Source organism: Flavivirga spongiicola (assembly GCF_030540825.1).
Lineage (GTDB): Bacteria > Bacteroidota > Bacteroidia > Flavobacteriales > Flavobacteriaceae > Flavivirga > Flavivirga spongiicola.
Genome location: NZ_JAUOEO010000001.1, coordinates 3355061 through 3378115 on the forward strand (window position 1 = coordinate 3355061; position 23055 = coordinate 3378115).

The window sequence follows — 23055 nt, forward strand, 5'->3', positions numbered from 1 at the left end:
TTTATGATAGAAAAGGTATTACACTTTTGGAATGCTTTTTGAATAGCAAAATAATTACTTTAGCAAAAAATATCTAGATGAAATTTATTAAACCATTTTTGTTTTTTATAATTATACCGCTTTTAGCATTTACTAGCTTACATAAATATTATATAAGCGTTACTCAAATTAATTTTATTGAAGAGAAACAATCTGTACAAATAACAACAAGAATTTTTATTGACGATTTTGAAAGTTTGCTACGTGAACGCTATGATGAATCTATAACGTTAGCAGGCAAAGATGAACCAAAAATAACTGATGTATATATTGAAAGGTATTTAAAAGAAAAACTAAAAATAAAGATTAATGATAAAGATGCTAATCTTATTTTTATTGGTAAAGAATATGATATAGATATTATGAAATGCTATTTGGAAATTGAAGGCGTTAGTAGTATTGAATCCATAGAAATAAAAAACAAAGTTTTGTTTGATTTATATGAAGATCAGCAAAATATTGTAAAAACTAAAATTAACTCCAAACAAAAGAGCTTTATTTTAATCTCTCAAAATGATAAAGCTGTGTTAAATTTTAATTAAAATAAAGTTAATAAACTTTCAAAATCATTATTTTCGAACGCTTTTTATAAGGATAATACATTTTTTTTATCTAAAGCTCATCATTCTTTAAACAAAACTTAAAAAAATAAAATGAAAAAAATCATCTATTTTTTACTCGCCATTGTTTTTATGTCAACAAGCGTATTTTCACAGAATACAGAAAAACAGAGAGTAGTAGGGCATACAGATCAGAATAAGTTTAGACAAATGAAAGATCTTTTGCCTACACCTAATGAGTCTAGAACGGCATCTGGAGCTCCTGGATACCAATACACTCAGCAAAAGGTTGATTATGTTATGGATATTCGTTTAGATGAGTCTAAAAATCAAATTCACGGAAAAGAGAAAATAACGTATCATAATAGTTCTAAAGACCATTTGGAATATTTATGGGTTCAGTTAGACCAAAATATGCGGGCAAGAGATTCTAAAACTCCAGATATTAATTCTGAAAGTTTTAAAGCTACCTTTAATAATGCTAAAACATTTACTAAATCAAATTTAAAAAAGAGGTTTGATGGAGGGTTTAATATAGAATCAGTGAAAAATGATAATGGTTCAAATTTGTCGTTTACGATTAATCAAACCATGATGCGAATTAATTTGGAGAAGCCGTTAGCACCCGGAGAAGTATTTAAGTTTCAAATAGACTGGTGGTATAATGTAAATAACCATATTGTTGAAGGAGGTCGTTCAGGATATGAGTATTTCCCAAAGGACGGGAACAGCACATATGTAATAGCGCAGTTTTTTCCAAGACTTTGTGTTTATAATAATGTTGAAGGTTGGCAAAATATGCAATTTTGGGGACGTAGCGAATTTGCTTTGGAGTTTGGCGATTATGATGTGAAATTAACAGTACCAGCCGATCATAAATTAGAAGCAACAGGCGTATTGCAAAATGAAAAGGAAGTTTTAACAAAAGAACAGCTTAAACGTTTCGAAATAGCAAAAAAATCGTTTAAAGATCCGGTTTTTATTGTAACTCAAGAAGAAGCTGAAAAAGCTGAAACCCAAAAAAGCAAGAAAACTAAAACATGGCATTTTAAAGCAAATAACGTAAGAGATTTTGCTTTTGCAACGTCGAGAAAATTTTTGTGGGACGCTATGGCAGTAGATATAAACGGTAGGACTGTAATGGCAATTTCATTATATTCTAAAGAAGGAAACCCGCTTTGGGAAGAACATTCAACAAGAGTTGTAGCTAATACGTTAGAAGAATATTCTAAGCTTACTTTTGATTATCCATATAATAAAGCAGTTTCCGTACACGCACAAATGGGAATGGAATACCCTATGATTTGTTTTAATTTTGGAAGACCAAACCCAGATGGCACCTATTCGGAAAGACTTAAAAGGGGTATGATTGGGGTGATAACTCATGAAGTAGGCCATAACTTTTTCCCCATGATTGTTAATAGTGATGAGCGCCAATGGACCTGGATGGATGAGGGTTTAAATTCATTTGTTGAAATTTTAGCAGAATTAGATTATGATCCTAACTTTATAACAGGAAATTTACCAAAAGATATTGTACACTATATGGGCGGAAATCAAGATTTTATTTCACCAATTATGTCTCAAGGTGATTATGTACATCAATTTGGACCTAATGCGTATACAAAGCCGGCGGCAGCTTTATACTTATTAAGACAGACCATTATGGGACCAGAACTATTTGATCATGCGTTTAGAACATATTCAAAACGATGGATGTTTAAGCACCCTACGCCTGCAGACTTTTTTAGAACCATGGAAGATGCTTCAGCTATGGATTTGGATTGGTTTTGGAGAGGATGGTTTTATACTACAGATTATACTGATATAGGAGTTAAAGATGTTAAGTCATATTATTTAACAGATAAGCCAACTGAAAAAGCTAAAAAACTAGCCGAAAGGAATAATATGAATCTTGATGACTATAAAGACAAGCTAGTTTATTTTGCAGAAGTTAAAGAAGGTACTAGTTCTGAAAATTCTAAAAAAGCTTCTGATTTTGAATTTTTAAAGAATCATTTGGGAAGTTTATCAAAAGAAGAAAAAGCAGAACTAAATCAAGCACCAAATTATTTTTATGAGGTCACTTTCGAAAAACCAGGAGGATTAGTAATGCCAATAATTTTAGAGTTAACTTATGAGGATGGTTCTAAAGAAAGAAAAAAGTATCCAGCTCAAATATGGAGATATAATGAAAATGAAGTTAAGAAAGTTTTTAGATCAGAAAAAGCTATAACAGGTTTTGTTATTGATCCAGATCTAGAAACCGCAGATGTAGATACATCAAATAATTCATGGCCAAGGGAAGTAAAACCAAATGCTTTTGACCAATTTAAAAATAAAGTAAAAAGCTAAGAATTGATTAACCAAACCGATTATAAATTATAAAAAAATAAAATGAAAAAGTTTACCTATTACCTGCTTTCAGTAGTATTTATTTCTACTAGTGTTTTTGCACAAGAGCAGGAAAAATCAGAGATTAAACCTGGTCATCAAAACAATAATAAATTTAAACAATTGTATGATGAGTTTTCTACACCTAATATGTATAGAGCTGCATCTGGTGCACCTGGAGTAGCATATTATCAGCAACAGGCAGATTATAAAATGGATCTGGTTTTAGATGATAAAAACACAAAATTATCTGGGTTTGAAACCATTACATATACGAATAATTCGCCAGATGTGTTAAAATATCTTTGGGTTCAATTAGACCAGAATAAAAGAGCTAAAGATTCTAAATCGCCATTAATAGAAGGAAGTGGTGTAGCACCAGTAATGAGACCTGAACAGTTTATTAATGAGTATACAAAAGAACCTTTTGACGGTGGGTTTAACATTCAAGAAGTTAAAGACACTAATGGTAAGCCACTGCCGCACATGATTAATAGGACGATGATGCGTGTTGAGTTACCTAAAGCTTTAAAATCTGGCGAGAAATTCTCATTTTCAATTAAATGGTGGTACAATATAAATAATCACCTTGTTGTAGATGGTCGTTCTGGATATGAGTATTTTGAAAAAGATGGAAATAATGCTTATGTAATTGCACAGTTTTATCCAAGAATGGCAGTTTACAGTGATGTTGAAGGGTGGCAGAATTCACAATTTTGGGGACGTGACGAGTTTGCCTTACCATTTGGAGATTTTGAAGTAAATATTACAGTGCCTGCAGATCATATTTTAGATGGTACAGGGAGACTTACAAATAGAAAAGAAGTTTTCTCTAAAACTATGATGCAACGTTACGAGCAAGCTAAAAAATCTTACGATAAACCTGTAATCATTGTTTCTCAAGCTGAAGCTGAAGCTGCAGAAAAAGGTTTTTCTAATGAGACTAAAACATGGAAATTGCATGCAGAGAATGTTCGTGATTTTGGTTTTGCAACGTCAAGAAAGTTTATTTGGGATATGATGGCGGTTAAAATTGGTGGTAAAGATGTTATGGCTGTATCGATGTACCCAAAAGAAGGTAATCCACTTTGGGAAGAATGGTCTACAAAAGCAGTAGCAAGTACCTTAAAATCGTATTCAAGAATGACTTTTGATTATCCATACCATAAAGCTATTTCGGTTCATGCTAAGAGTCAAGGTATGGAGTATCCTATGATTTGCTGGAATTTTGGTCGACCGAATGAAGATGGTACATATAGCGATCGTGTAAAGTATGGTATGATGGGAGTCATTATTCATGAAGTAGGGCATAATTTCTTCCCTATGATTGTTAACAGTGATGAACGTCAATGGACATGGATGGACGAAGGTTTAAATACATTTGTTCAGTATGTTGCTGAGCAAGATTTTGGTGAAGCTTATCCTGAAGCATTATCTCCAAAAGATAAACATTTTCCTTCTGATCGTGGACCAGCACGTATGATTGTACCTTATATGGGAGGGAACCAAGATTTTATTGCACCAATTATGACTAAAGGCCTTAATACGTATCAGTTTGGTAATAACGCATACGGTAAACCTGCTACAGCCTTAAACATTTTAAGAGAAACTGTTATGGGACGCGATTTATTTGATTATGCATTTAGAGAGTATGCGCAACGTTGGATGTTTAAACACCCAACACCAGAAGATTTCTTTAGAACTATGGAGGATGCTTCAGCATTCGATTTAGATTGGTATTGGAGAGGTTGGTTTTATACGACAGATTGGACTGATATAGGGCTAAAAGAAGTGAAAAAATACTATGTGTCTTCAGAACCTAATAAGTTTATTAGAGACATGGCAAGAGAAAGAGGAGCGAAGTTAAAAGATTTACCACCATTAGTTTATATGGTTGAAGAGGGTAGTGAAGACTATAAAGAAGAGATGAAATCTAATGTCGTTTTAGAAGATACTAAATCGCTTAAAGAATATGTCATGGATAACTTTACTGTTGAAGAACGCAAAAACATAAAAGCACCTAAGTATTTCTATAATATTACTTTTGAAAAACCAGGAGGTTTGGTTATGCCCATTATAGTTGAGTATACTTATGCCGATGGTACAAAAAAGCGAGAAACTTATCCAGCACAAATATGGAGACTTAATGATAAAGAAGTAAGTAAAGCCATTGCTTCAGAAAAAGAGATTGTTAATATTATTATTGATCCAGATTTAGAAACGGCCGATGTTGATACATCAAATAATTCTTGGCCAAAAAAGGTTAAGCAAAATGAATTTGACCAATTTAAAAATAAAATTAAAGGGTAATCAGATAATAAAAGTGTTAGAGGCTGTCTAAAAAGTCTTTATAATTTGATTTGTCAGGTAGAGCCTGTCGAAACCGATATTGACTATCAGTAAGTTAAAAATATTTCGACAAGCTCAATATGACATCTAACTTACTTTTTAGACACCCTCTTTTATTTAATAATGAATTTTTATTATAGTAATCTGGTAAAGTCGGTAATATTTCTTTAATGTATTAAAACAACTCACTATATTTGCGTTGTGATACAACAAGCTACATTTTTATTTATTAGTGGTGCAGAAATAGCATTTATACTATTTATTGTTATTATGGTTTTTGGCGCAGATAAGTTGCCAGAAATAGCTCGTGGATTAGGTAAAGGAATGCGCACTCTTAAAGATGCTACTAATGATATTAAGCATGAAATTACCAAAACAGCTGAAAAAAATGATATTGATATAAGTATTACCGATGATGTTAAGAAAGAACTTAACAAGGTTAAAGATGATTTAGACGATTTTACAGGTTCAGTAAAACGTAAATTCTAATCCCTCTGTAGGCATTATCTTCATTATTTACCTCTCAACGTTTTAATTTGGGTTTTCAACGAGTATTTTCAATTTCTCATTTATTGAAAAATATATTTACTAAACCAAATCTAAAATGCTAACCAAAAATGAAAACAATCCTACTTATATGTTTTCTGTGCACTATAAATCCGTCTTTTTCTCAGGATGATAAGCACACGATATTTCAGATAGACAGTTTGAATTCCGATGCTTTACGATTCTATGATAATAATGAGATAGTAAATGCGCTATCTACTATTAATAAATCTAAAAGGCTGTCAGAGTCCATTAATGATATTTACGGCAGTGCACTAGCTAATTTTATTCAAGGCCAAATTTATAGTTCTATGGAAGAGTATGATGCTGCCGAGAATAGATTTGTTACTTCACTTAAAAATTCATTAAAAATTGAAGATAATTACTTAATAGCAAGATCATATTTAAATTTAGGAAAGTTATGTAAAAGAAAGAAACCCATTAAACTGGTGCATACTTACTTTGACCATGCTTTAAAGTATGTTTCAATTGGTAATGTTAAGGATCATAATAACCATGATAAACAACAAGATGTTCTGTTTGATATTCAAATTAGTTTGTGTCAAATATATTTAGAGGATAACTTAACGGAAAAAGCATTAATATATCTTTTAAGAGCAGAGGAAAATTTGAATGATTATGTGGCAGATTCAAATGCTTATGCATATTTAAAGTATACTCAGGGATTATATTTCATTAAAAAAGAGTTGTTTAATAATGCGAATAAAAAATTCAATGAGGCATTGGCATTGTTAGAAGGAAATAATCAAGGTAAAAGGCAACATCATAACTTACTTTTACTCAATGTCTATGAAAAATTAGCCTTGTCTTTTGAGAAACAAGATTTAGATAAGCAGGCATATAATGCACTATTGAAATATAATAACTATATGCGTCAATATAGAGACGAAGCGCAATCTGAACGAAAATCTATTGCAAAATCAGAATTTCTTATTGAAGATTATAAAAAAGATGCTCAAATAGCAAATACAGAACGAATACACCAAGTTGAAATTACTAATAAGGTAAAAAACTTAAATATTATCATTACGATAGCTTTGGTTCTATTTCTTGTATCGCTAATCACAGTTTATAGGAGTTATATTTCTAAAAGAAAGTTGACTAATATTTTAAAAGATCAGAATGAACAATTAGAAATTGCTCGAAATGAAGCTGTGAAATCATCAGAGTTGAAATCGAAATTTATATCAAATGTAACACACGAATTAAGGACACCTCTTTATGGTGTTGTTGGTGTGACCTCATTGCTTCTTGAAAATAGTGATTTAAGCAAAAGTGAGACTAAACTTATAAATTCACTAAAGTACTCTGGAGATTATTTGTTAAACCTTATTAATGATATTTTACAAGTAAGTAAAATTGAATCACATAAAATAGAATTAAAAAATACTACGGTTAATTTAAAAACATTATTAAAGAATATTGTTGATTCTTTTGACTTTAGATTAAAAGAAACCAATAACAAAATTAATGTATTAATAGATGAAGGACTTCCACAATATATAAAATGTGATAATGTAAGACTGTCCCAAATTTTAATTAATTTAATCGGAAATAGTATAAAATTTACCGAAAGTGGACATATTAACCTTCGAGTAATAATGATAGATAATAATACAAAAGATGTTAGTGTACGCTTTGAAATTGAAGATAATGGTTGTGGAATTCCGAAGCATAAATTTGACACAGTTTTTGATAATTTTTCTCAATTAGATGAAAATAATAATATTAACTACCAAGGTACAGGCTTAGGGCTTTCTATTACCAAAAATTTGGTTGAGTTATTTAAGAGCGAAATTGAACTAGAAAGTGAAGTAGGAGTTGGTAGTAAGTTTAGTTTCAACATCACTTTTGAAATAGATGAAGTAGAAAAAAATAAGCTAGAATCAAAAAATGAAGTTGAAGACAAATTGTTAAATAAAAGGTATAAGATTCTTGTTGTAGAAGATAATAAGATAAATCAGGTTGTTACACAAAACTTATTAAAAAAGGCTAATTACGAATCTTTCGTTGTTAGTAATGGTTTAGAGGCATTAAATGCAGCTAAAAATAATAAGTTTGATCTTATTCTAATGGATATTAATATGCCGATAATGAATGGTAAAGAGGCAACCAATAACATCAGGAAATTTGATGTTAATATTCCTATTATAGCCTTAACAGCGTCTGATGTTGATAGTGTAAAAAGAGATTGTAATGGTATTGGTTTTAATGATATTATTTACAAACCATTTGATACTTACGAGTTTTACCAAATCATTGAAACTAATATTCAATTTAGTAAATTAAAGTTGTCTAAAACTATAAAACCTCTACTAGCTGTATAATACCAAATAAACATTAAAACAAGCCTTTTTAATTTGTTTCTTGTTCATTTTTCACAATAAAATAAAACCGTAGTTAACGGCTATGTTTGGGTTTTATATATTTATCTGAGTATGATATAATTCAAATTCTTTAAGGTTTGTTTTAAAATTTATTGGTCTCAAATTTGGTTAAAACCATGTGCTTTAGTTCTTTTCGCTTTTAGCTTCTAAAAATTTTTCTACTACGAATTTTACAAATTGTCACAAATTCATTATCGTGAATTCTCAAATAATGTTCCACATTTCACGAAGCAGATTTTCAGTCTGTCAAATAAAGATAGGAGTGGTTTGGTTGATATATTATTGATTGTTATTTGACCTTTCTGCTAATAGTCAACCCATCTCTAATAGGTAAGACAACAGTTTCAACTCTATCATCGTTTTTTAAAAGTATGTTATATTCTAACAATGCTTTTGTAGCGGTATCATCGGGTTCTAATTCTACAAGTATTTTACCACTCCAAAGGACATTATCAGATAAAATAATGCCTCCGGGATTTAATTTATCAATAGCAATATTAAAATAATTGGGATAGTTTTCTTTATCGGCATCAATAAAAATCAAATCGAAAGTTGTATCTAGGTTTGGAATAATTTCTAAAGCATTTCCCGTATGCTGAAAAATTTGATTTCCATAATTTGATTTATTAAAATACTTTCGTTGAAAGTCTGTTAATTCTTCATTTATATCAATAGTGTGCAATGCTCCAGAATCTTGTAAGCCTTCTGCTAAGCATAACGCTGAATAGCCAGTATAAGTCCCTATTTCCAAAATATTTTTTGGATTCATTAGTTTAGAAATCATGCTTAAAACACGTCCTTGATAGTGCCCACTAAGCATACGTGGCTGCAATATTTTTTGATAGGTTTCTCTGCTAAGTTGCTGTAATAATTCTGGTTCGTTTTCAGAATGTTTTACAACATAATCATCTAATTCTTCAGGTATAAAATGCATAATATTCATTAATGAACACCAGACATCATATTTTTAATTACTGGTGAAATTAGTAGTGCAAATATACCAACAATCACGCTAATGAAACCAAAGCTTGTGTATACGGATACATATGAATACAATTGTTGGAAATCTTCACTATTCTGTATAGCGATTTCTGATGTAATACCTGTAGTAAACTCTACAATCTCTCCTAATATTCCTTTTGTAAAAACATTAGTTTCTCCTTGGGTTATTGTAGTAAGTTTTGCAATTTTCCCAGCGAAAAAGTGGCCGTAAAAATTGGCTGAAAACCAAACCCCCATAATAAAGGCTACATATTTTAAAGGAGACAATTCGGTCATTTTTGAAAGCCCGATAGGAGATAAGAATAATTCACCTATGGTTAATACCATATAGCCCATGATTAAATATAGCATAGATGTTTTAGCAAATTCATCAACACTATGTGCAGATAAAGCAAATATAATAAAACCTAAACCTAAAAAAACGAGTCCTAATCCAAACTTAATAGCCGAATTAGGATTCTTTTTACGTTTGTTTAAATACGTCCATAATATTGAAAATGGAATAGCAAATAGTATTATAAATCCAGCATTAATACTATTTGTACCGGCTGCATCCATTCCAACCAAGTTTACATTTCTATCTGCAAAGAGCGTTAAAGAACTTCCAGCTTGTTCAAAAATGGCTGAGAATAAAGCATATAATAGGGTAAAATATATGGCTATTAGCAAGCGTTTTTTTTCTTTAATACTTACTCTGGACAAAATATAAATAACGTAGATCATTAAGAAGGCAGTGACAATCCAAACAAGATAGTGTTCAAATTCATGATAATTAATAATCAATGCAAAAAAGGGAACAGCTAAAAAAGCACTTAAGGTTATTAGAGTTCCCTTAGAGATACCAAAATGCTTTTTATTATATGTGTTTTCATTAGGAACTAGGCCTTTATCTCCAAATACATTATTTTTAAGACCTCTATTAAAAAAAAATAGACCAGTAACCATTCCTATTCCAGCTAATACAAAACCATAATGCCACCCGTATGCTGCGGCTACCCATGCGCACATAAGGGGAGCAAGGGCAGCTCCTAAATTGATGCCTAAATAAAAAATAGTAAACCCAGAATCTCTTCTGGTATCTTCTTGTTCATACAAATCACCAACAAAAGATGAAATGTTTGGTTTGAAAAAGCCATTTCCAACTATAATGAGACCCAGTGAACCATAAAAGAAAAAAGGATGTTCAAAAGTTAAAAAGAAATGGCCCAAAGCCATTAAAACACCTCCTAGTAAAATAGCCTTTCTAAAACCAAGAATTTTATCTGCTAAAATTCCTCCAATCATGGGGGTGACATAAACTAAAGACATATATGCTGCATACACACCAAAAGCCATATCATCTGTGAATAATAATTGTTTGGTCATATAAAGAACTAAAAGTGCACGCATTCCATAAAACGAAAAACGTTCCCATAGTTCTGCAAAAAATAAGTAGATTAATCCTTTTGGATGCCCAAATGCTTCATTAGATTTTAGAGTATTCACCTATTCTGTATTTTGATTGATTGGCAAATTATTTATTAGAAGCCTTAATACAGTATGATGTTATAATTTATAGCAAATTATAATTGATTGTGCTTAATTGTAATTGAACTTTTATACCAATTACGATTGATGATTGATGATTTACGATTGGCGATTGGTAATTGAGGGACGAAGACGGAAGAACGAAAAAACAAAGAGAATAGAGCCAAAGGCTAGAAGTTAAATGGTTAGAAGTTAAGGGTTCAGGGCTAAAAATCAACAACCAATTTATAAGTTGCAAAGTGCTTTGTAATAGGCATTTTCAGGAGTTTTACAGAATTCTTCACAAAGTGTTGCGTCTATGGTAATATTATCAGGAATAACTCTTAATCTGTATTTCCCTTCCCCAATGAAGGTGAATAAATCTCGCCGTTCTAATAATTGTGTGGTGTCTAATTGTAAAATAGTATTAATATTTTCAAAAATTCGTGTTAAGTAAGTTTGGTTTTTAATTTCTCCACCTAAATTAACTACCATACTTTGTGAATGACCTTCTCCATATTTTCTCCTAAGAGCAAACTTTAATAGGTTTTTATATTGCGTTGTTTTAGAACGAAAATCAATGGTTTGGTCAAAAACACCTTTAGTAGGGATACTTATTTTTACTAAACTCCAATCCATAAAGTTAATAGTCATTTCATTTGGTTTTGGCATATTCGCCAAACGGATCACCCAGGTAGTTGCTAATACTAGAAATATAGAGATAAGCGAGGTTTTTGAAATGATTTTAATGAAGTTGTTGCTAAAATCATTTCCGTAATTAACGAATACATTAGAGATTTGAGAAATGAAAATTAATATAATTACAAGAATTGAGATGCCACCTACAATTTTTAAACCTCTATGTGAAAATGTCCTGTAAAAGGAAATGCTCAATAGGTAACATAAAAAACCTGTTAACAATAAGTCGGGTATACCACTTAGTTTTACCCCATTCATGATATCATTTTTTCCAAGAAAATAGGATAGAAAAAAAGTAATAATTGAAGTAATGATGATTACTATTAAAATGACATTAATATTTTTTTTGTTATTATAAATAAATTGAGGGGCATAATAAAAATAGAATAATGCCAATAACAGAAACATATTATTCACAATTGAGAAAATATCAATTCCTAATCGATAACCATTAGTATGTTCCAAAGAGAGCCTGTGTGTGGCATAAGACCAGATTCCAGAAAATACCCAAATAAACGTCGCAAGACTTAGATAGAGCAATCCCTTATCTACACGTTTTTGTGAGTCATTTTCTTCGAGAATTTGTTTAAAACGTTGTCTTATATTGAACCAAATTGCAATTAATAAAATAGCACCTACAAACGAAATAAATATATGGGAAAGGATAAAAAACTCTGAGACTTCGGTCATTTTAATTAGCTAGAATTCTATTTACTAATTCTTGTTTCGCAGTATCATTATCACCAAATAACCAACGTAATACATTATCCTCCCATATGTCATCATATTGTTTTTCATTGATTACATGTTTCTCTATGGCTAAGTCTAATAGCTTTCCGGGATAAGAAGATTGCGCATCGCTTTCCATTTCACCTAAAGGGTAGGGGTCATCTAATCCCATAATAACTTGATTGCTACCTTGACGATCTATCATGAGTTTTAACGAATCGGTATCATGCACTAAGGTGTCAAAATAAATATTAGGATGTCCAACAGCTTTTCTCGGGTGGTGTTTTCCTTTAAATAAGTCCGGTCTACCATCAAAACCTTGAATACGCCTTCCTAAATTCATTTGAGCTAATTGCCCACCATGAGCAAAACAAGTTCTTATATTAGGAAAACGTTCTTGCATGCCATTTAATGTGTAAAAATGATAAGCATCCCCACATTGTGCCAGCATCCATATTAAATGAAATCGCCATGAGGAATTTTCTAAATTTATCATTTTGTCACCGTCGTAAGGATGTATTTCAATGGCTAATTTATACTTATTAGCCAATTCAAAAATAGCATCATTTTCTTTATCAAAAACAGAGCGCCATTGGCCAATAGAATCCATAAAATGTGTTGGTAAACAAAGCACTTTCATATCTAATTGCTCAACACAACGTTCAATTTCATATAGAGCACCATGTATAAACCCTGGATGGACAACAAAACCACAGGTAAACTTATTAGGGTGGTCATGCTGTACTTTTGCATTGAAGTCGTTTTGAAAACGGAGTGCTTTTTTCATTTCTTCTAAACGTAATCCATTGCCATAAAGTTGTGATAGGTTTAAAACAACCGCATGATCTAATTTGTTGCGTTCCATCCATTCTAATTTTTCATTTAAAAAGAAACTAGAATCAGTTACAGGTCTTCTCCATCCTTTTTGAAGCATGTATTTGCGTTCATCATCTACCCAAAAAATTTCTTTTTCTTTCATGAATTGTGGAATATCCTCAGGATAAGGAAGTAAATGCGAATGCCCATTAATGCGAAGTTTACGTGCCATATTTCTTATTTAAACTTTTTTAGGAGCTTCCATTTTTGTACCACACTCATTACAAGTACATTTTTTTTCACTTGAGTAGTATTTGTCGAAAATCTTGGGCATATCTGTTTCTATATTATCGAGCTTAAACTTCTTTCTATATAATAAATTATTGCAATTTTCACAATACCACTCTAAGGCATCTTTCATTTTTTTTGAGCGTGGATACTCAATAACTAAGCCAACAGTATTAGCTTTACGTTGTGGCGAATGCGGTACTTTTGGTGGTAATAAATAAATATCACCTTCCTTAATATGTACATCTTTAGGCGTATCGCCGTCTATAATTTTTAAAATCATATCGCCTTCAACTTGATAGAAAAATTCTGGAGTCTCGTTATAATGATAATCTTTTCTATTATTGGGACCACCAACAACCATGACGATAAAATCACCATCTTTCCAAACACATTTATTACCAACAGGTGGTTTTAAAAGATGTCTATTTTCTTCGATCCAGGCTTTAAAATTTAAGGGAGAAACTAATTTATTCATAGAAAGCCCCTCTTAATCTCCCTTGAGGGGAGAAACTCAAATCGGGTATTTGAGTTTTTGTTAAACATAGTATTTTATATAAAGATAATATATTCATATAATTTTCCCTTCCTCGGGAGGATTAGGGTGGGTTTTTACAAACTTTTCGTTCGTCCACCATCAACAGGAACGTTAATTCCATTAACATAGCTAGCAGCTTCACTTGTCAAAAAAGTAATAACACTTGCCATTTCTTCAGGTTTAGCAAAACGATTAGCTGGGGTATGACTTTTCATGATTTTGGTCATTTCTTCAATTGAAGTATCAACACTTTTTGCTTTAATTTCAATAATTTCCGTTAAACGTTCTGTTTCTGTGAAACCCGGTAGTACATTGTTTACGGTAATGCCAAAAGGTGCTACTTCATTAGATAAGGTTTTACTCCAATTACCAACAGCACCTCTGGTAGTATTACTAACACCTAGACCTGGAATGGGTTCTTTAACAGAGGTAGAAATAACATTTATAATTCTTCCAAACCCTTCTTCCTTCATAAACGGAATAGTAGCTTGAGCTAGTACGTGATTGCATTTAAGGTGCTGTATAAAAGCATTTTCAAACTCTTCTAAACTAGCCGTTAAAATATTGCCACTTTTTGGACCGCCGGTATTATTAACAAGGATATGAAATCCATGATTTCTATCTATAAACTTGATGACCTTTTCTTGTAAATCTCTGGGATCTGAAAAATCTGCCACAATAAAACTATGGTTTCTGTGTTTAGGTAATTCTTCTAAAACAGCTTTAAGTTTATCTCTATTTCTAGCAACTAAAGTAACATTAACACCTTCTTGGGCTAAAGCTATAGCCGTTGCTTTACCAATGCCTTGTGTGCTTCCACATACCAAAGCGTTTTTATTGTTTAAGTTTAAATTCATATTATTCGTATATTAATTTAGCACGCTGGCTTAATTTTTCCATTAATTTTTCAGGACTTTTCACGATGTTAAATCCAAATTTCTCATAAAGTTTATGGGCATCTTTTGTTGCAAGCATCCATTTGTCAATATTTTTTAACTCAGGGAAATTTAAGATTTTGTCTATTAATAACTTCGAATATTCTTTACCTTGATATGCCTCAATAACAAAAACATCTAGTAGGTATGCGAAAAATACTTTGTCGGTCATAACTCTGGCATAAGCAATTTGATTTCCATTATGAAAGAGACCAAAATTGATTGTATTTTCTAAAGCTTTTTTTTGCTCTTCTAACGTTCTTGATTCACCCCAATAAGAGTTTTTAATAAATGTATAAATAACATCTAAATCCATATCATTCGTTTCAGACGAAAAAAATATACCCTTTTTTATTTCAATCATTGCTTGTCTCTTATTATGAGATGCTGAAACAAGTTCAGCATGACAACCGGTTGTCAATATTTTATACATACGTTTTTAGCTTCAGTGAAAAAACGTAACGCTTCAAAACCACCTTCTCTGCCAACACCAGATTCCTTAACCCCACCAAACGGTGTTCGTAAATCGCGGAGCATCCATGTGTTTACCCAAATTATGCCAGATTGTAATTGGTTACTCATTCTCATGGTACGTTTTAAATTATTTGTCCACAATGTTGCTGATAATCCATATTTAACTTTGTTAGCCATTTGTAAGACATCATTTTCAGTGTTAAAAGGCATAATGGTTACCACTGGTCCAAAAATTTCTTCTTGATTGACTCTACATTCATCAGTTACTACTTCAATAACTGTAGGTTCTAAATAATACCCACCCTCATAACCGGGAACAATAACTTTGTTGCCTCCACAAATAATGGTACCGTTTTCTTCTTTTGCAATATCAATGTAGCGTATTACTTTTTCTAGATGAGACTTAGAAACTAGAGCTCCGATATTTGTGCCTTCTTTTGAAGGATGACCAATTTTAAGTTGTTTGACTTTTTCAACAAAATCAGTTTTAAATTTTTTATAAATGGTAGCTTCTACAAAAATACGACTTCCACATAAACAAATTTGACCTTGATTGGCAAAAGACGAACGTACTGTTGTTTTTAACATATCATCATAATCGCAATCGGCAAAAATGATATTTGGGTTTTTACCACCAAGCTCTAATGACAATTTTTTAAACATGGGTGCTGCTATTTTTGCAATATGTGCACCTGTTTCAGTACCACCTGTAAAAGAAATAGCTTTAATGTCTGGATGTTCTATAATAGCTTGCCCTGTTGTGGAGCCCAAACCATGAACAATATTTAAAACGCCTGTGGGTAATCCTGCTTCTGTACAGATTTTTCCTAACAAATAAGCCGTCATAGGTGTTATTTCACTTGGTTTGGCAACCACACAATTTCCTGCAGCAATAGCTGGAGCAATTTTCCAGGTAAAGAGATAGAGTGGGAGGTTCCAAGGTGAAATACAGCCTACCACGCCAATAGGTTGACGTAATGTATAATTTATGGCATCATGGCCAACACTTTCATGGCTTTCACTGGCAAATTGTGTAATGGCGTTCCCGAAAAAGCGAAAGTTACTTGCTGCTCTTGGAATATCAACAGTTTTTGCTAAACCAATAGGTTTGCCATTGTCTTTGCTTTCGGCTTCAGCGAAACGTTGTAAATTGGCTTCTAGTAATTCTGAAATCTTGATTAAAATTCTGCTGCGGGCTTCTAAAGTGGTTTGAGACCAGAGAGGAAAAGCAGATTTTGCAGCACTATATGCTTTTTCTACATCTTCTTTTGATGAGTTTGGTATGTGTCCATAGACCTGACCATTAGCTGGGCAATAGTTGTCAATCCACTCGTCATTGACGGGAGGCAAAAATTTACCGTTTATGTAGTTTTTAATTTTATTCATTTTTTTTATTCCTGCGGAAGTAGGAACCTCATTTCGCATTCGTTTACTTTATTTTTATCATAATATTTGAATTCATAGCCTACAGCTTCTTATAAGCCATTACTTTAATCTCCACAACCAAATCTGGATGTGGTAATTGATGAACAGCTACTGTTGTACGCGTTGGCCCAGTTTCTGTGTCAAAGAATTCTGCATACGCTTTGTTATAGTCTGCAAAATCATTCATGTTTACTAAAAAAGATGTGACATCAGCGATATCATCTAAAGTGGCTCCTTCTTTAGCTAAATTCTTTTCTATGTTTTTTAATACCTCACGGGTTTGTACTTCAATATTTAAACGTTTGGTGCCCATTTCGTCAATAATATCGACTCCAGCAATAGTATTATCTGCTCTACGCGAACTGGTTCCTGATACAAATATAAAATCACCTACACGTTTGGTGTGTGGGTAGGCGCCTCTTGGTGTTACGTTGTTTGTTTTTTCCATATTTTTCATTCCTGCGAAGGCAGGAATCTCATAATTTTATTTTCTATTTTAATTTCACCCTTCTGTCTTCAGTTCCAAAAAAGTGAACTCTATATTTCTATATTCATTTTTTGCTTGTCCAAAAAACGAACCAAAAAAAGACATCCAAGTCAAGGAATTTTTCAGTTTTGCAAACTGAAAACCGATTCGAAAACTCCGCGTCGAACTTTGTTCTCCTGTTTTCGGAGCTTTTCTTCATCTATTCTTCGCCTTGGCGATCAATTCGTAGAATTGATTTAGGACTTTCACTTTTATTATATCTAATTTTAATCCCATTTTATTTTCTTTTTTTGCTAACAGCTAACAGCTAACAGCTAACAGCTAACAGCTAACAGCTAACAGTTTTTCAATCCAATAATTTTACCTTCTTCTAAAATCTCTTGAGTTTCAGTTTTTACTTTTTCTAATATTATTTTTAATTCTTCTTTGGTCATATCAAACGTTGACGAAATATCCCTATCTGCTATCATATTTAAAATGGCTTTATCTTGTGCGCGCCCTCTTGTCATGGCTTCATGGTAATTAATGTCTTCATTAAATGTGACCAAAGAGTACTTCGATGAGTACTCATCTGGAAAATTTTCTTCTAAAGCCATTTCTAATTTACGCTTTTTTTGAAAAATAGGATTGGCTACATGGTCTTTCATTTCATGAAAGTTATCTATGGCTAAATCTGCAATTGCATCGGTGTCTCTTTTGCGGGTAGCCTCGTAGGTTTTAAACACGGCTTCCCAGTTTTCTAAACCTTGATCTAAAACAGCATCGAACTCAACAACATCTTCAAAAGAAGCATTCATCCCTTGACCATAAAAAGGGACAATGGCATGGGCAGAATCACCCATTAACAAAGTATTGCCTTTATAATGCCAAGGCGAGCATTTTACAGTGCCCAATGCAGCTGTTGGATTGTTAAAAAAATCTTCAATGAGATTTGGCATTAACTGTAAAGCATCTGGGAACTCTTTTTGAAAGAATTCTGAAACGATTTCCGGAGTTGTTAAATTATTGAAATTGTAGGCCCCTTCGTTATAACTTAAAAATAATGTGACTGTAAAGCTGCCATCTAAATTTGGTAGGGCAATAAGCATAAAACGACCTCGAGGCCATATATGTAATGCATTTTTATAGGTTTTATAATCGCCGGTTTTGGTTGGAAGAATACTTAACTCTTTATAACCATGTGTTAAATAGTCTTGAGAAAAACTGAATAAGAATTTTTTGGCTAAATAGTAACTTTTGCGCATTGCAGAACCAGCACCATCTGTAGCGATAATAACATCGGCATCTTCTATAAATTCTGATTTTGTTTCGTAATCTTTAAATAATGCAGTCGTTTTCTTAAAATCGACCGATTTGCATTTTTTATTGAAATAAATGGAAACATTTTTATGTTTTTCTGCTTCGTCCAAAAGTAAAGCATTGAGTCCACCACGAGAGATGGAGTTGATATACTCATGGTCACGTCCGCTATAATTTGATAGAAAAGTATGACCTTCTTTATCATGAATCATACGACCGTTCATAGGAATGCAAAGTGCTTTTACTTTATCTTCAATACCAACCAGTTTCATGGCTTTGTTGCCACGATCTGAGAACGCTAAATTTATAGAACGACCTGCACTAATGTCTACTTTACGCAGATCCGGACGCATTTCGTAAACCGAAACATTATAACCTCTTTGGCCTAAACGTAAGGCTAAGAGAGAACCGCAAAGACCTGCACCTATAATGAGTATGTTTTGTTGTTTATTCATATTTTTATTCTCGCTTTTTGGATTCACTCAAGATAAACATCAGTGAGAATCTTATTGAATTAACTGCTATTTATAAATGAATCCCATACTAAAAAATTAGTTTAATGCTCTTTTTATTTGTTGAATTTCTTCTGTGGTAATTCTAAAATCATTTAACTCAATATATTCTTTTTTTTGTTCACCACTATAAAATTCTATGCTGTTTTTTACAGAATTAAAATCAATCTTAAGGTCATAATTATATGAAATATTCTTTATGACTTTATTTCTGATGATGTATAATATTCTTTTTTTTGTAATTATTAGATAATCAAATTTTTTACGTTTTAATAAAAACAAAATACCTAAAAGCGATGTGTCTGACGATATTAACGGTTCAAAAAAATGATGCTTGGATTCTTTTTTAAACATTAATATTTTGTGCTTTTTAGACAAGGTTTGCTCTATTTCAGTTTTTCTCGTTTAATATTTTTTTCAATTTATCAACCATGTGATATACATCTTGAAATGAATTATAAAGCGGTGTAGGAGCACAACGAATGACATCGGGTTCTCTCCAATCACTTATCACGCCCGTTTCTGTTAATTTATCATGCAACACTTTATCAGCATTTAAAACCTGAATGGATAGCTGGCAGCCACGATTTTCCGGATTTTCTGGGGTTATTATTTTAATGGTATCTTCTCCTAATTGTTTTAACAACAACTCAAAGTAACCAGTTAGTTTTTTAGATTTATCTGTTAGTCTTTTTATACCTACTTCATTAAAAATATCTAAAGATGCTTTAATAGCTGCCATTGATAATATTGGAGGATTACTAAGTTGCCATCCCTCGGCACCAGGAAGTACATCAAACTCGTGACGCATATTAAAACGGGTCTGCTTATTATGACTCCACCAACCTGTAAAACGATTTAAGTCTTTATTATACGCATGTCTTTCGTGTACAAAACAACCTGCTAAACTACCTGGGCCGGAATTTAAATATTTGTAGGTGCACCAAACAGCAAAGTCAGCACCAGAATCATGTAAATTTAGTTCTACATTTCCGGCGCCATGTGCACAATCAAACCCAACGATGCAACCATGTTTATGTCCAAGTTTAGTAATGCGTTTTAAATCGAAATATTGTCCTGTGTAATAGTTAACGCCACCAATCATAACCAATGCCACTTCGCTCCCATGTTTTTTCAGAATAGCTTCTAAATCTTCATGATGTAATAGCTCTTCATTTTTTCTAGGTTTCCAAAGAATTAATCCTTCTTTATCATCAAAACCATGATGTCGTAATTGCGATTCTACAGCATACTTATCGGATGGAAAGGCGTCGCTTTCAATGATTATTTTGTAGCGTGTTTTTGTTGGTTTATAAAAGGAAACCATCATAAAATGCAGATTAGCAGTCAATGTATTCATGGTAACTACTTCAACAGGTTTAGCGCCGACAACATTAGCCATGCTTTCGGTTAAAGACTCATGATATGGTAACCAAGGGTTTTTTGCCTCGGTATGCCCTTCTACACCTAAATTAGCCCAATCTTCTAGTTCTTGATCTATATATGTTTTTGTTTGTTTTGGTTGTAGCCCGAGCGAGTTCCCTGTCATATAAATCAGTTCATTTCCATTTTTGTCTTTGGGAATATGAAATTGATTACGGTAATTAGAAAGTTCATCTAACTCATCTTGCCGCTTTGCGTAATCTAAAGTTACTTTATGCATTTTAAAGCCAGTAGTTTTATGTTGAAATTTTATGATTATGCTAATGAAAGGTTACCTGATTTTATTAAAAATTCAAAAAACGTTTCACTATATGAAACACTGTTTCAAAATTAATACTTATTTTTGAATAAGAAAAATTATTTTGTCTCTCCATGTAAAGGCAGGGTTAAAAAAATATCCTACAATGAAAGAAGTTAATAAAAATTTAAATTTATCCGTAGTCAAAGCTTTTAAGCTTTTAGATGTGTATTTAAATAATAAAGAAGCATGGGGTGTGCGTGAATTAGCGAAGAAAACGGGTTATAATAAAACGACTACTTATCGCTTACTAAGTACATTAGAGTCTTTAGATATTGTGCAAAAGAACGATGACGATAAGTATATTTTGGGGCTTAAATTATTCGAATTAGGGAATTTAGTATCTGTACATAAATCGCTAAGGAACTTTTCTAGAATTCCTTTAGAGAATATAGCTAAAGAAATTAAAGAAACAGTACATTTTGGAGTATTAAGAAATAACAAAGTATTGTATTTAAATAAAGCTGAGAGTGAACTAGGTTTGAAAGTAAGCACACAAATAGGATCTTATCAACAGGCATATTGCTCAGCTTTAGGGAAAGTGCTTTTGGCATTTTCATCCAAAAAACAAATTTCAGATTATTTAAAAAACGTAAAGCTAGATGCTTATACCTCGAATACTATAACTAGGCCTGAAGCTTTATTAATCGAATTAGAACAAATAAGAAAAAAAGAATATGCATTAGATATGGAAGAACTAGAAGTAGGTCTTATTTGTATCGCTATACCTGTATTTAATAAAAACAAAGATGTGGTTGCTGGCATTAGTGTTTCAGGACCATCAAGTAGATTTAAACCTGAAAATGTACAATCCTACTTGGCTATTATAAGAAAAGGCGCTTTGGAAATTGAGAATCATGTACATGATTATAGTTAAATTTTATTCTTTATACCATAGTTGATATTAGATGGTTTAGCTAAACGTAGGTATTTTGTATAATCATTATTTAGTATCTTTAGTGAAAACTAGGTGTTATGAGTAAAATCAAAGAATATTCAAACGGGGAAACTACAGTAGTTTGGGAAGCTGAAAAATGTATACATTCAGCAATTTGTGCTAAAGGTTTATCAGAAGTTTTTAAGCCAAAAGAACGGCCATGGATTAAAATAGATGCGGCTTCTACGGATGCTATTATAAATCAAGTCAAGCAATGTCCTTCTGGTGCGTTACGTTATTATATGAATGCAGAAGGTGATAAAACTGCCGAGGTTTTAGAGACAAAAGTTGAGGTTTTAAAGAATGGTCCATTGTTGGTTTATGGTACGCTCAAGGTAACTCATAAAGATGGTACTCAGGAAACTAAAAATAAAACCACAGCGTTTTGTAGATGTGGTGCTTCAGCTAATAAGCCTTTTTGCGATGGTGCCCATGTTGCTAATGAGTTTAAAGGGTAAACCCAGATAGATAAATCATTATAAATAAAAGAAAAAGCACTCCAATCTAAGATTGAAGTGCTTTTATATATATAGACGCAAAATGCGGAAAATTCTATCTATACTTTATATACGGTTTTAGTCGTAGGTTAGATGTTTTCATTACACAATAATTTATATTTCAAAATTTGTGCCAATATTAGTTTTGATCAAGGCTTATTTTTATATTGGTAAAGTTAAGATTCCAGTTGGCTTCTGTTTTTTTATGATCTAGAGCAATCTTAATACCACTAAAATCCTGATAGTTTTCAAAGGTTGTAATCATAGAAGGTTTGTTAGAATTGCCTTCTCTGAAAATCCATTCTTTAATTAAGAAGTCGTCTCCATAATAGATGTCGTAAGCATCCCCTGGGGTGTAACCGCCTTTTTTAGAATAGGTTAAGGTTATTTTGTTCATTTCTATTTTGCTAATTGGAGCGATTTCTTTTTTAGATTCAGAAATACTTAGGCCTTCATCCCAAATGAGTTGAAATGGTACTAATAACCAGTATTTGTCGTTTATAAAACCACTATCTGTTTTGGTTAAAGTTGAATCCATTTTAGTTCTATTATAACTAATGGTATCATTTTTACTTATGGCAATAACATTATTTGTTTTAGGTTCCCAAGTCCAGGTTCTTTCAAAATGACTACTGTCTCTATCAACATTAAAAGTGAAATTAATACTGGCTACATGTTTCCAGTTTTCAAAACCGTGGGCATTAGCTATTTTTTCGGCAATAGTAAGTGGTTTAACTTCAGGTACTTTTTCTTGTTTTTGTTTGCACGAAAAACTTAATGACGTGATGAGAACAATGCGAATATATTTTTTCATAATCTAAATTTTAAACAAAGATATTGAACATTCAATAAGATGTTTTATCTTGGAGGATTA

The 23055-nt window shown here is 32.1% G+C and carries 20 protein-coding genes; 7 read left to right on the plus strand and 13 right to left on the minus strand.

Annotated elements, in window-relative coordinates; genetic code table 11:
- Positions 1 to 77: 77 nt before the first annotated feature.
- The 5 genes from Q4Q47_RS13475 (at position 78) to Q4Q47_RS13495 (ending at position 8236) form a co-directional block, all read left to right on the plus strand.
- Positions 78 to 581 (plus strand): DUF6702 family protein, encoded by a 504-nt coding sequence (locus Q4Q47_RS13475; protein WP_303307172.1) that lies wholly within the window; start codon positions 78 to 80, stop codon positions 579 to 581.
- A gap of 111 nt (positions 582 to 692) precedes the next feature.
- Positions 693 to 2954, plus strand: coding sequence for a M1 family metallopeptidase (locus Q4Q47_RS13480; RefSeq protein WP_303307173.1), 2262 nt, complete (start codon positions 693 to 695; stop codon positions 2952 to 2954).
- Positions 2955 to 2996: 42 nt separating this feature from the next.
- On the plus strand, positions 2997 to 5303 hold the full coding sequence (locus tag Q4Q47_RS13485) for a M1 family metallopeptidase (RefSeq protein WP_303307174.1): 2307 nt from the start codon (positions 2997 to 2999) through the stop codon (positions 5301 to 5303).
- 240 nt (positions 5304 to 5543) lie between these two features.
- Positions 5544 to 5831, plus strand: coding sequence for a Sec-independent protein translocase subunit TatA/TatB (locus Q4Q47_RS13490; protein ID WP_303307175.1), 288 nt, complete (start codon positions 5544 to 5546; stop codon positions 5829 to 5831).
- 128 nt (positions 5832 to 5959) lie between these two features.
- The gene (locus Q4Q47_RS13495) at positions 5960 to 8236 is read left to right on the plus strand and encodes a response regulator (RefSeq protein ID WP_303307176.1); all 2277 of its coding nucleotides are present in this window, start codon (positions 5960 to 5962) and stop codon (positions 8234 to 8236) included.
- A gap of 349 nt (positions 8237 to 8585) precedes the next feature.
- On the opposite strand, the gene Q4Q47_RS13500 is transcribed toward Q4Q47_RS13495, so the two are convergent.
- From Q4Q47_RS13500 to kynU, 12 genes are all read right to left on the minus strand, one after another.
- The gene (locus Q4Q47_RS13500; protein WP_303307177.1) at positions 8586 to 9230 is read right to left on the minus strand and encodes an O-methyltransferase; all 645 of its coding nucleotides are present in this window, start codon (positions 9228 to 9230) and stop codon (positions 8586 to 8588) included.
- Positions 9231 to 9238: 8 nt separating this feature from the next.
- On the minus strand, positions 9239 to 10783 hold the full coding sequence (locus Q4Q47_RS13505) for a peptide MFS transporter (RefSeq protein WP_303307178.1): 1545 nt from the start codon (positions 10781 to 10783) through the stop codon (positions 9239 to 9241).
- Positions 10784 to 11050: 267 nt separating this feature from the next.
- Positions 11051 to 12193 (minus strand): hypothetical protein, encoded by a 1143-nt coding sequence (locus Q4Q47_RS13510; RefSeq protein ID WP_303307179.1) that lies wholly within the window; start codon positions 12191 to 12193, stop codon positions 11051 to 11053.
- A 1-nt stretch (position 12194) separates the two neighbouring features.
- Positions 12195 to 13280, minus strand: coding sequence for an amidohydrolase family protein (locus Q4Q47_RS13515; protein WP_303307180.1), 1086 nt, complete (start codon positions 13278 to 13280; stop codon positions 12195 to 12197).
- Positions 13281 to 13289: 9 nt separating this feature from the next.
- Positions 13290 to 13814, minus strand: a complete 525-nt coding sequence (locus Q4Q47_RS13520; protein WP_303307181.1) for a 3-hydroxyanthranilate 3,4-dioxygenase — start codon at positions 13812 to 13814, stop codon at positions 13290 to 13292.
- 134 nt (positions 13815 to 13948) lie between these two features.
- Positions 13949 to 14731 carry an SDR family oxidoreductase gene (locus Q4Q47_RS13525; RefSeq protein ID WP_303307182.1) on the minus strand — a complete coding sequence of 261 codons (783 nt, stop codon included), beginning with the start codon at positions 14729 to 14731 and terminating at the stop codon, positions 13949 to 13951.
- Position 14732: 1 nt separating this feature from the next.
- Positions 14733 to 15242 carry a GNAT family N-acetyltransferase gene (locus tag Q4Q47_RS13530; RefSeq protein WP_303307183.1) on the minus strand — a complete coding sequence of 170 codons (510 nt, stop codon included), beginning with the start codon at positions 15240 to 15242 and terminating at the stop codon, positions 14733 to 14735.
- Positions 15227 to 16669 carry an aldehyde dehydrogenase gene (locus Q4Q47_RS13535; protein ID WP_303307184.1) on the minus strand — a complete coding sequence of 481 codons (1443 nt, stop codon included), beginning with the start codon at positions 16667 to 16669 and terminating at the stop codon, positions 15227 to 15229. The genes Q4Q47_RS13530 and Q4Q47_RS13535 overlap by 16 nt, the downstream gene beginning before the upstream one ends.
- A gap of 79 nt (positions 16670 to 16748) precedes the next feature.
- Complete coding sequence (locus Q4Q47_RS13540) at positions 16749 to 17156, minus strand: RidA family protein (RefSeq protein ID WP_303307185.1); 408 nt, start codon at positions 17154 to 17156, stop codon at positions 16749 to 16751.
- 374 nt (positions 17157 to 17530) lie between these two features.
- Positions 17531 to 18949 carry an FAD-dependent oxidoreductase gene (locus Q4Q47_RS13545; protein ID WP_303307186.1) on the minus strand — a complete coding sequence of 473 codons (1419 nt, stop codon included), beginning with the start codon at positions 18947 to 18949 and terminating at the stop codon, positions 17531 to 17533.
- A 96-nt stretch (positions 18950 to 19045) separates the two neighbouring features.
- On the minus strand, positions 19046 to 19360 hold the full coding sequence (locus tag Q4Q47_RS13550) for a hypothetical protein (protein ID WP_303307187.1): 315 nt from the start codon (positions 19358 to 19360) through the stop codon (positions 19046 to 19048).
- A gap of 37 nt (positions 19361 to 19397) precedes the next feature.
- Positions 19398 to 20669 carry a kynureninase gene (gene kynU, locus Q4Q47_RS13555; RefSeq protein ID WP_303307188.1) on the minus strand — a complete coding sequence of 424 codons (1272 nt, stop codon included), beginning with the start codon at positions 20667 to 20669 and terminating at the stop codon, positions 19398 to 19400.
- A gap of 184 nt (positions 20670 to 20853) precedes the next feature.
- On the opposite strand from kynU, the gene Q4Q47_RS13560 reads away from it, so the two are divergent.
- Complete coding sequence (locus tag Q4Q47_RS13560) at positions 20854 to 21624, plus strand: IclR family transcriptional regulator (RefSeq protein WP_303307189.1); 771 nt, start codon at positions 20854 to 20856, stop codon at positions 21622 to 21624.
- Between the two features lie 98 nt (positions 21625 to 21722).
- Positions 21723 to 22142: a (4Fe-4S)-binding protein gene (locus Q4Q47_RS13565; protein ID WP_303307190.1), complete on the plus strand. Its 420-nt coding sequence runs from the start codon at positions 21723 to 21725 to the stop codon at positions 22140 to 22142.
- A gap of 178 nt (positions 22143 to 22320) precedes the next feature.
- On the opposite strand, the gene Q4Q47_RS13570 is transcribed toward Q4Q47_RS13565, so the two are convergent.
- A complete protein-coding gene (locus Q4Q47_RS13570) occupies positions 22321 to 22995 on the minus strand; it encodes a hypothetical protein (RefSeq protein WP_303307191.1) in 675 nt (224 codons plus the stop codon).
- Positions 22996 to 23055 lie beyond the last annotated feature (60 nt).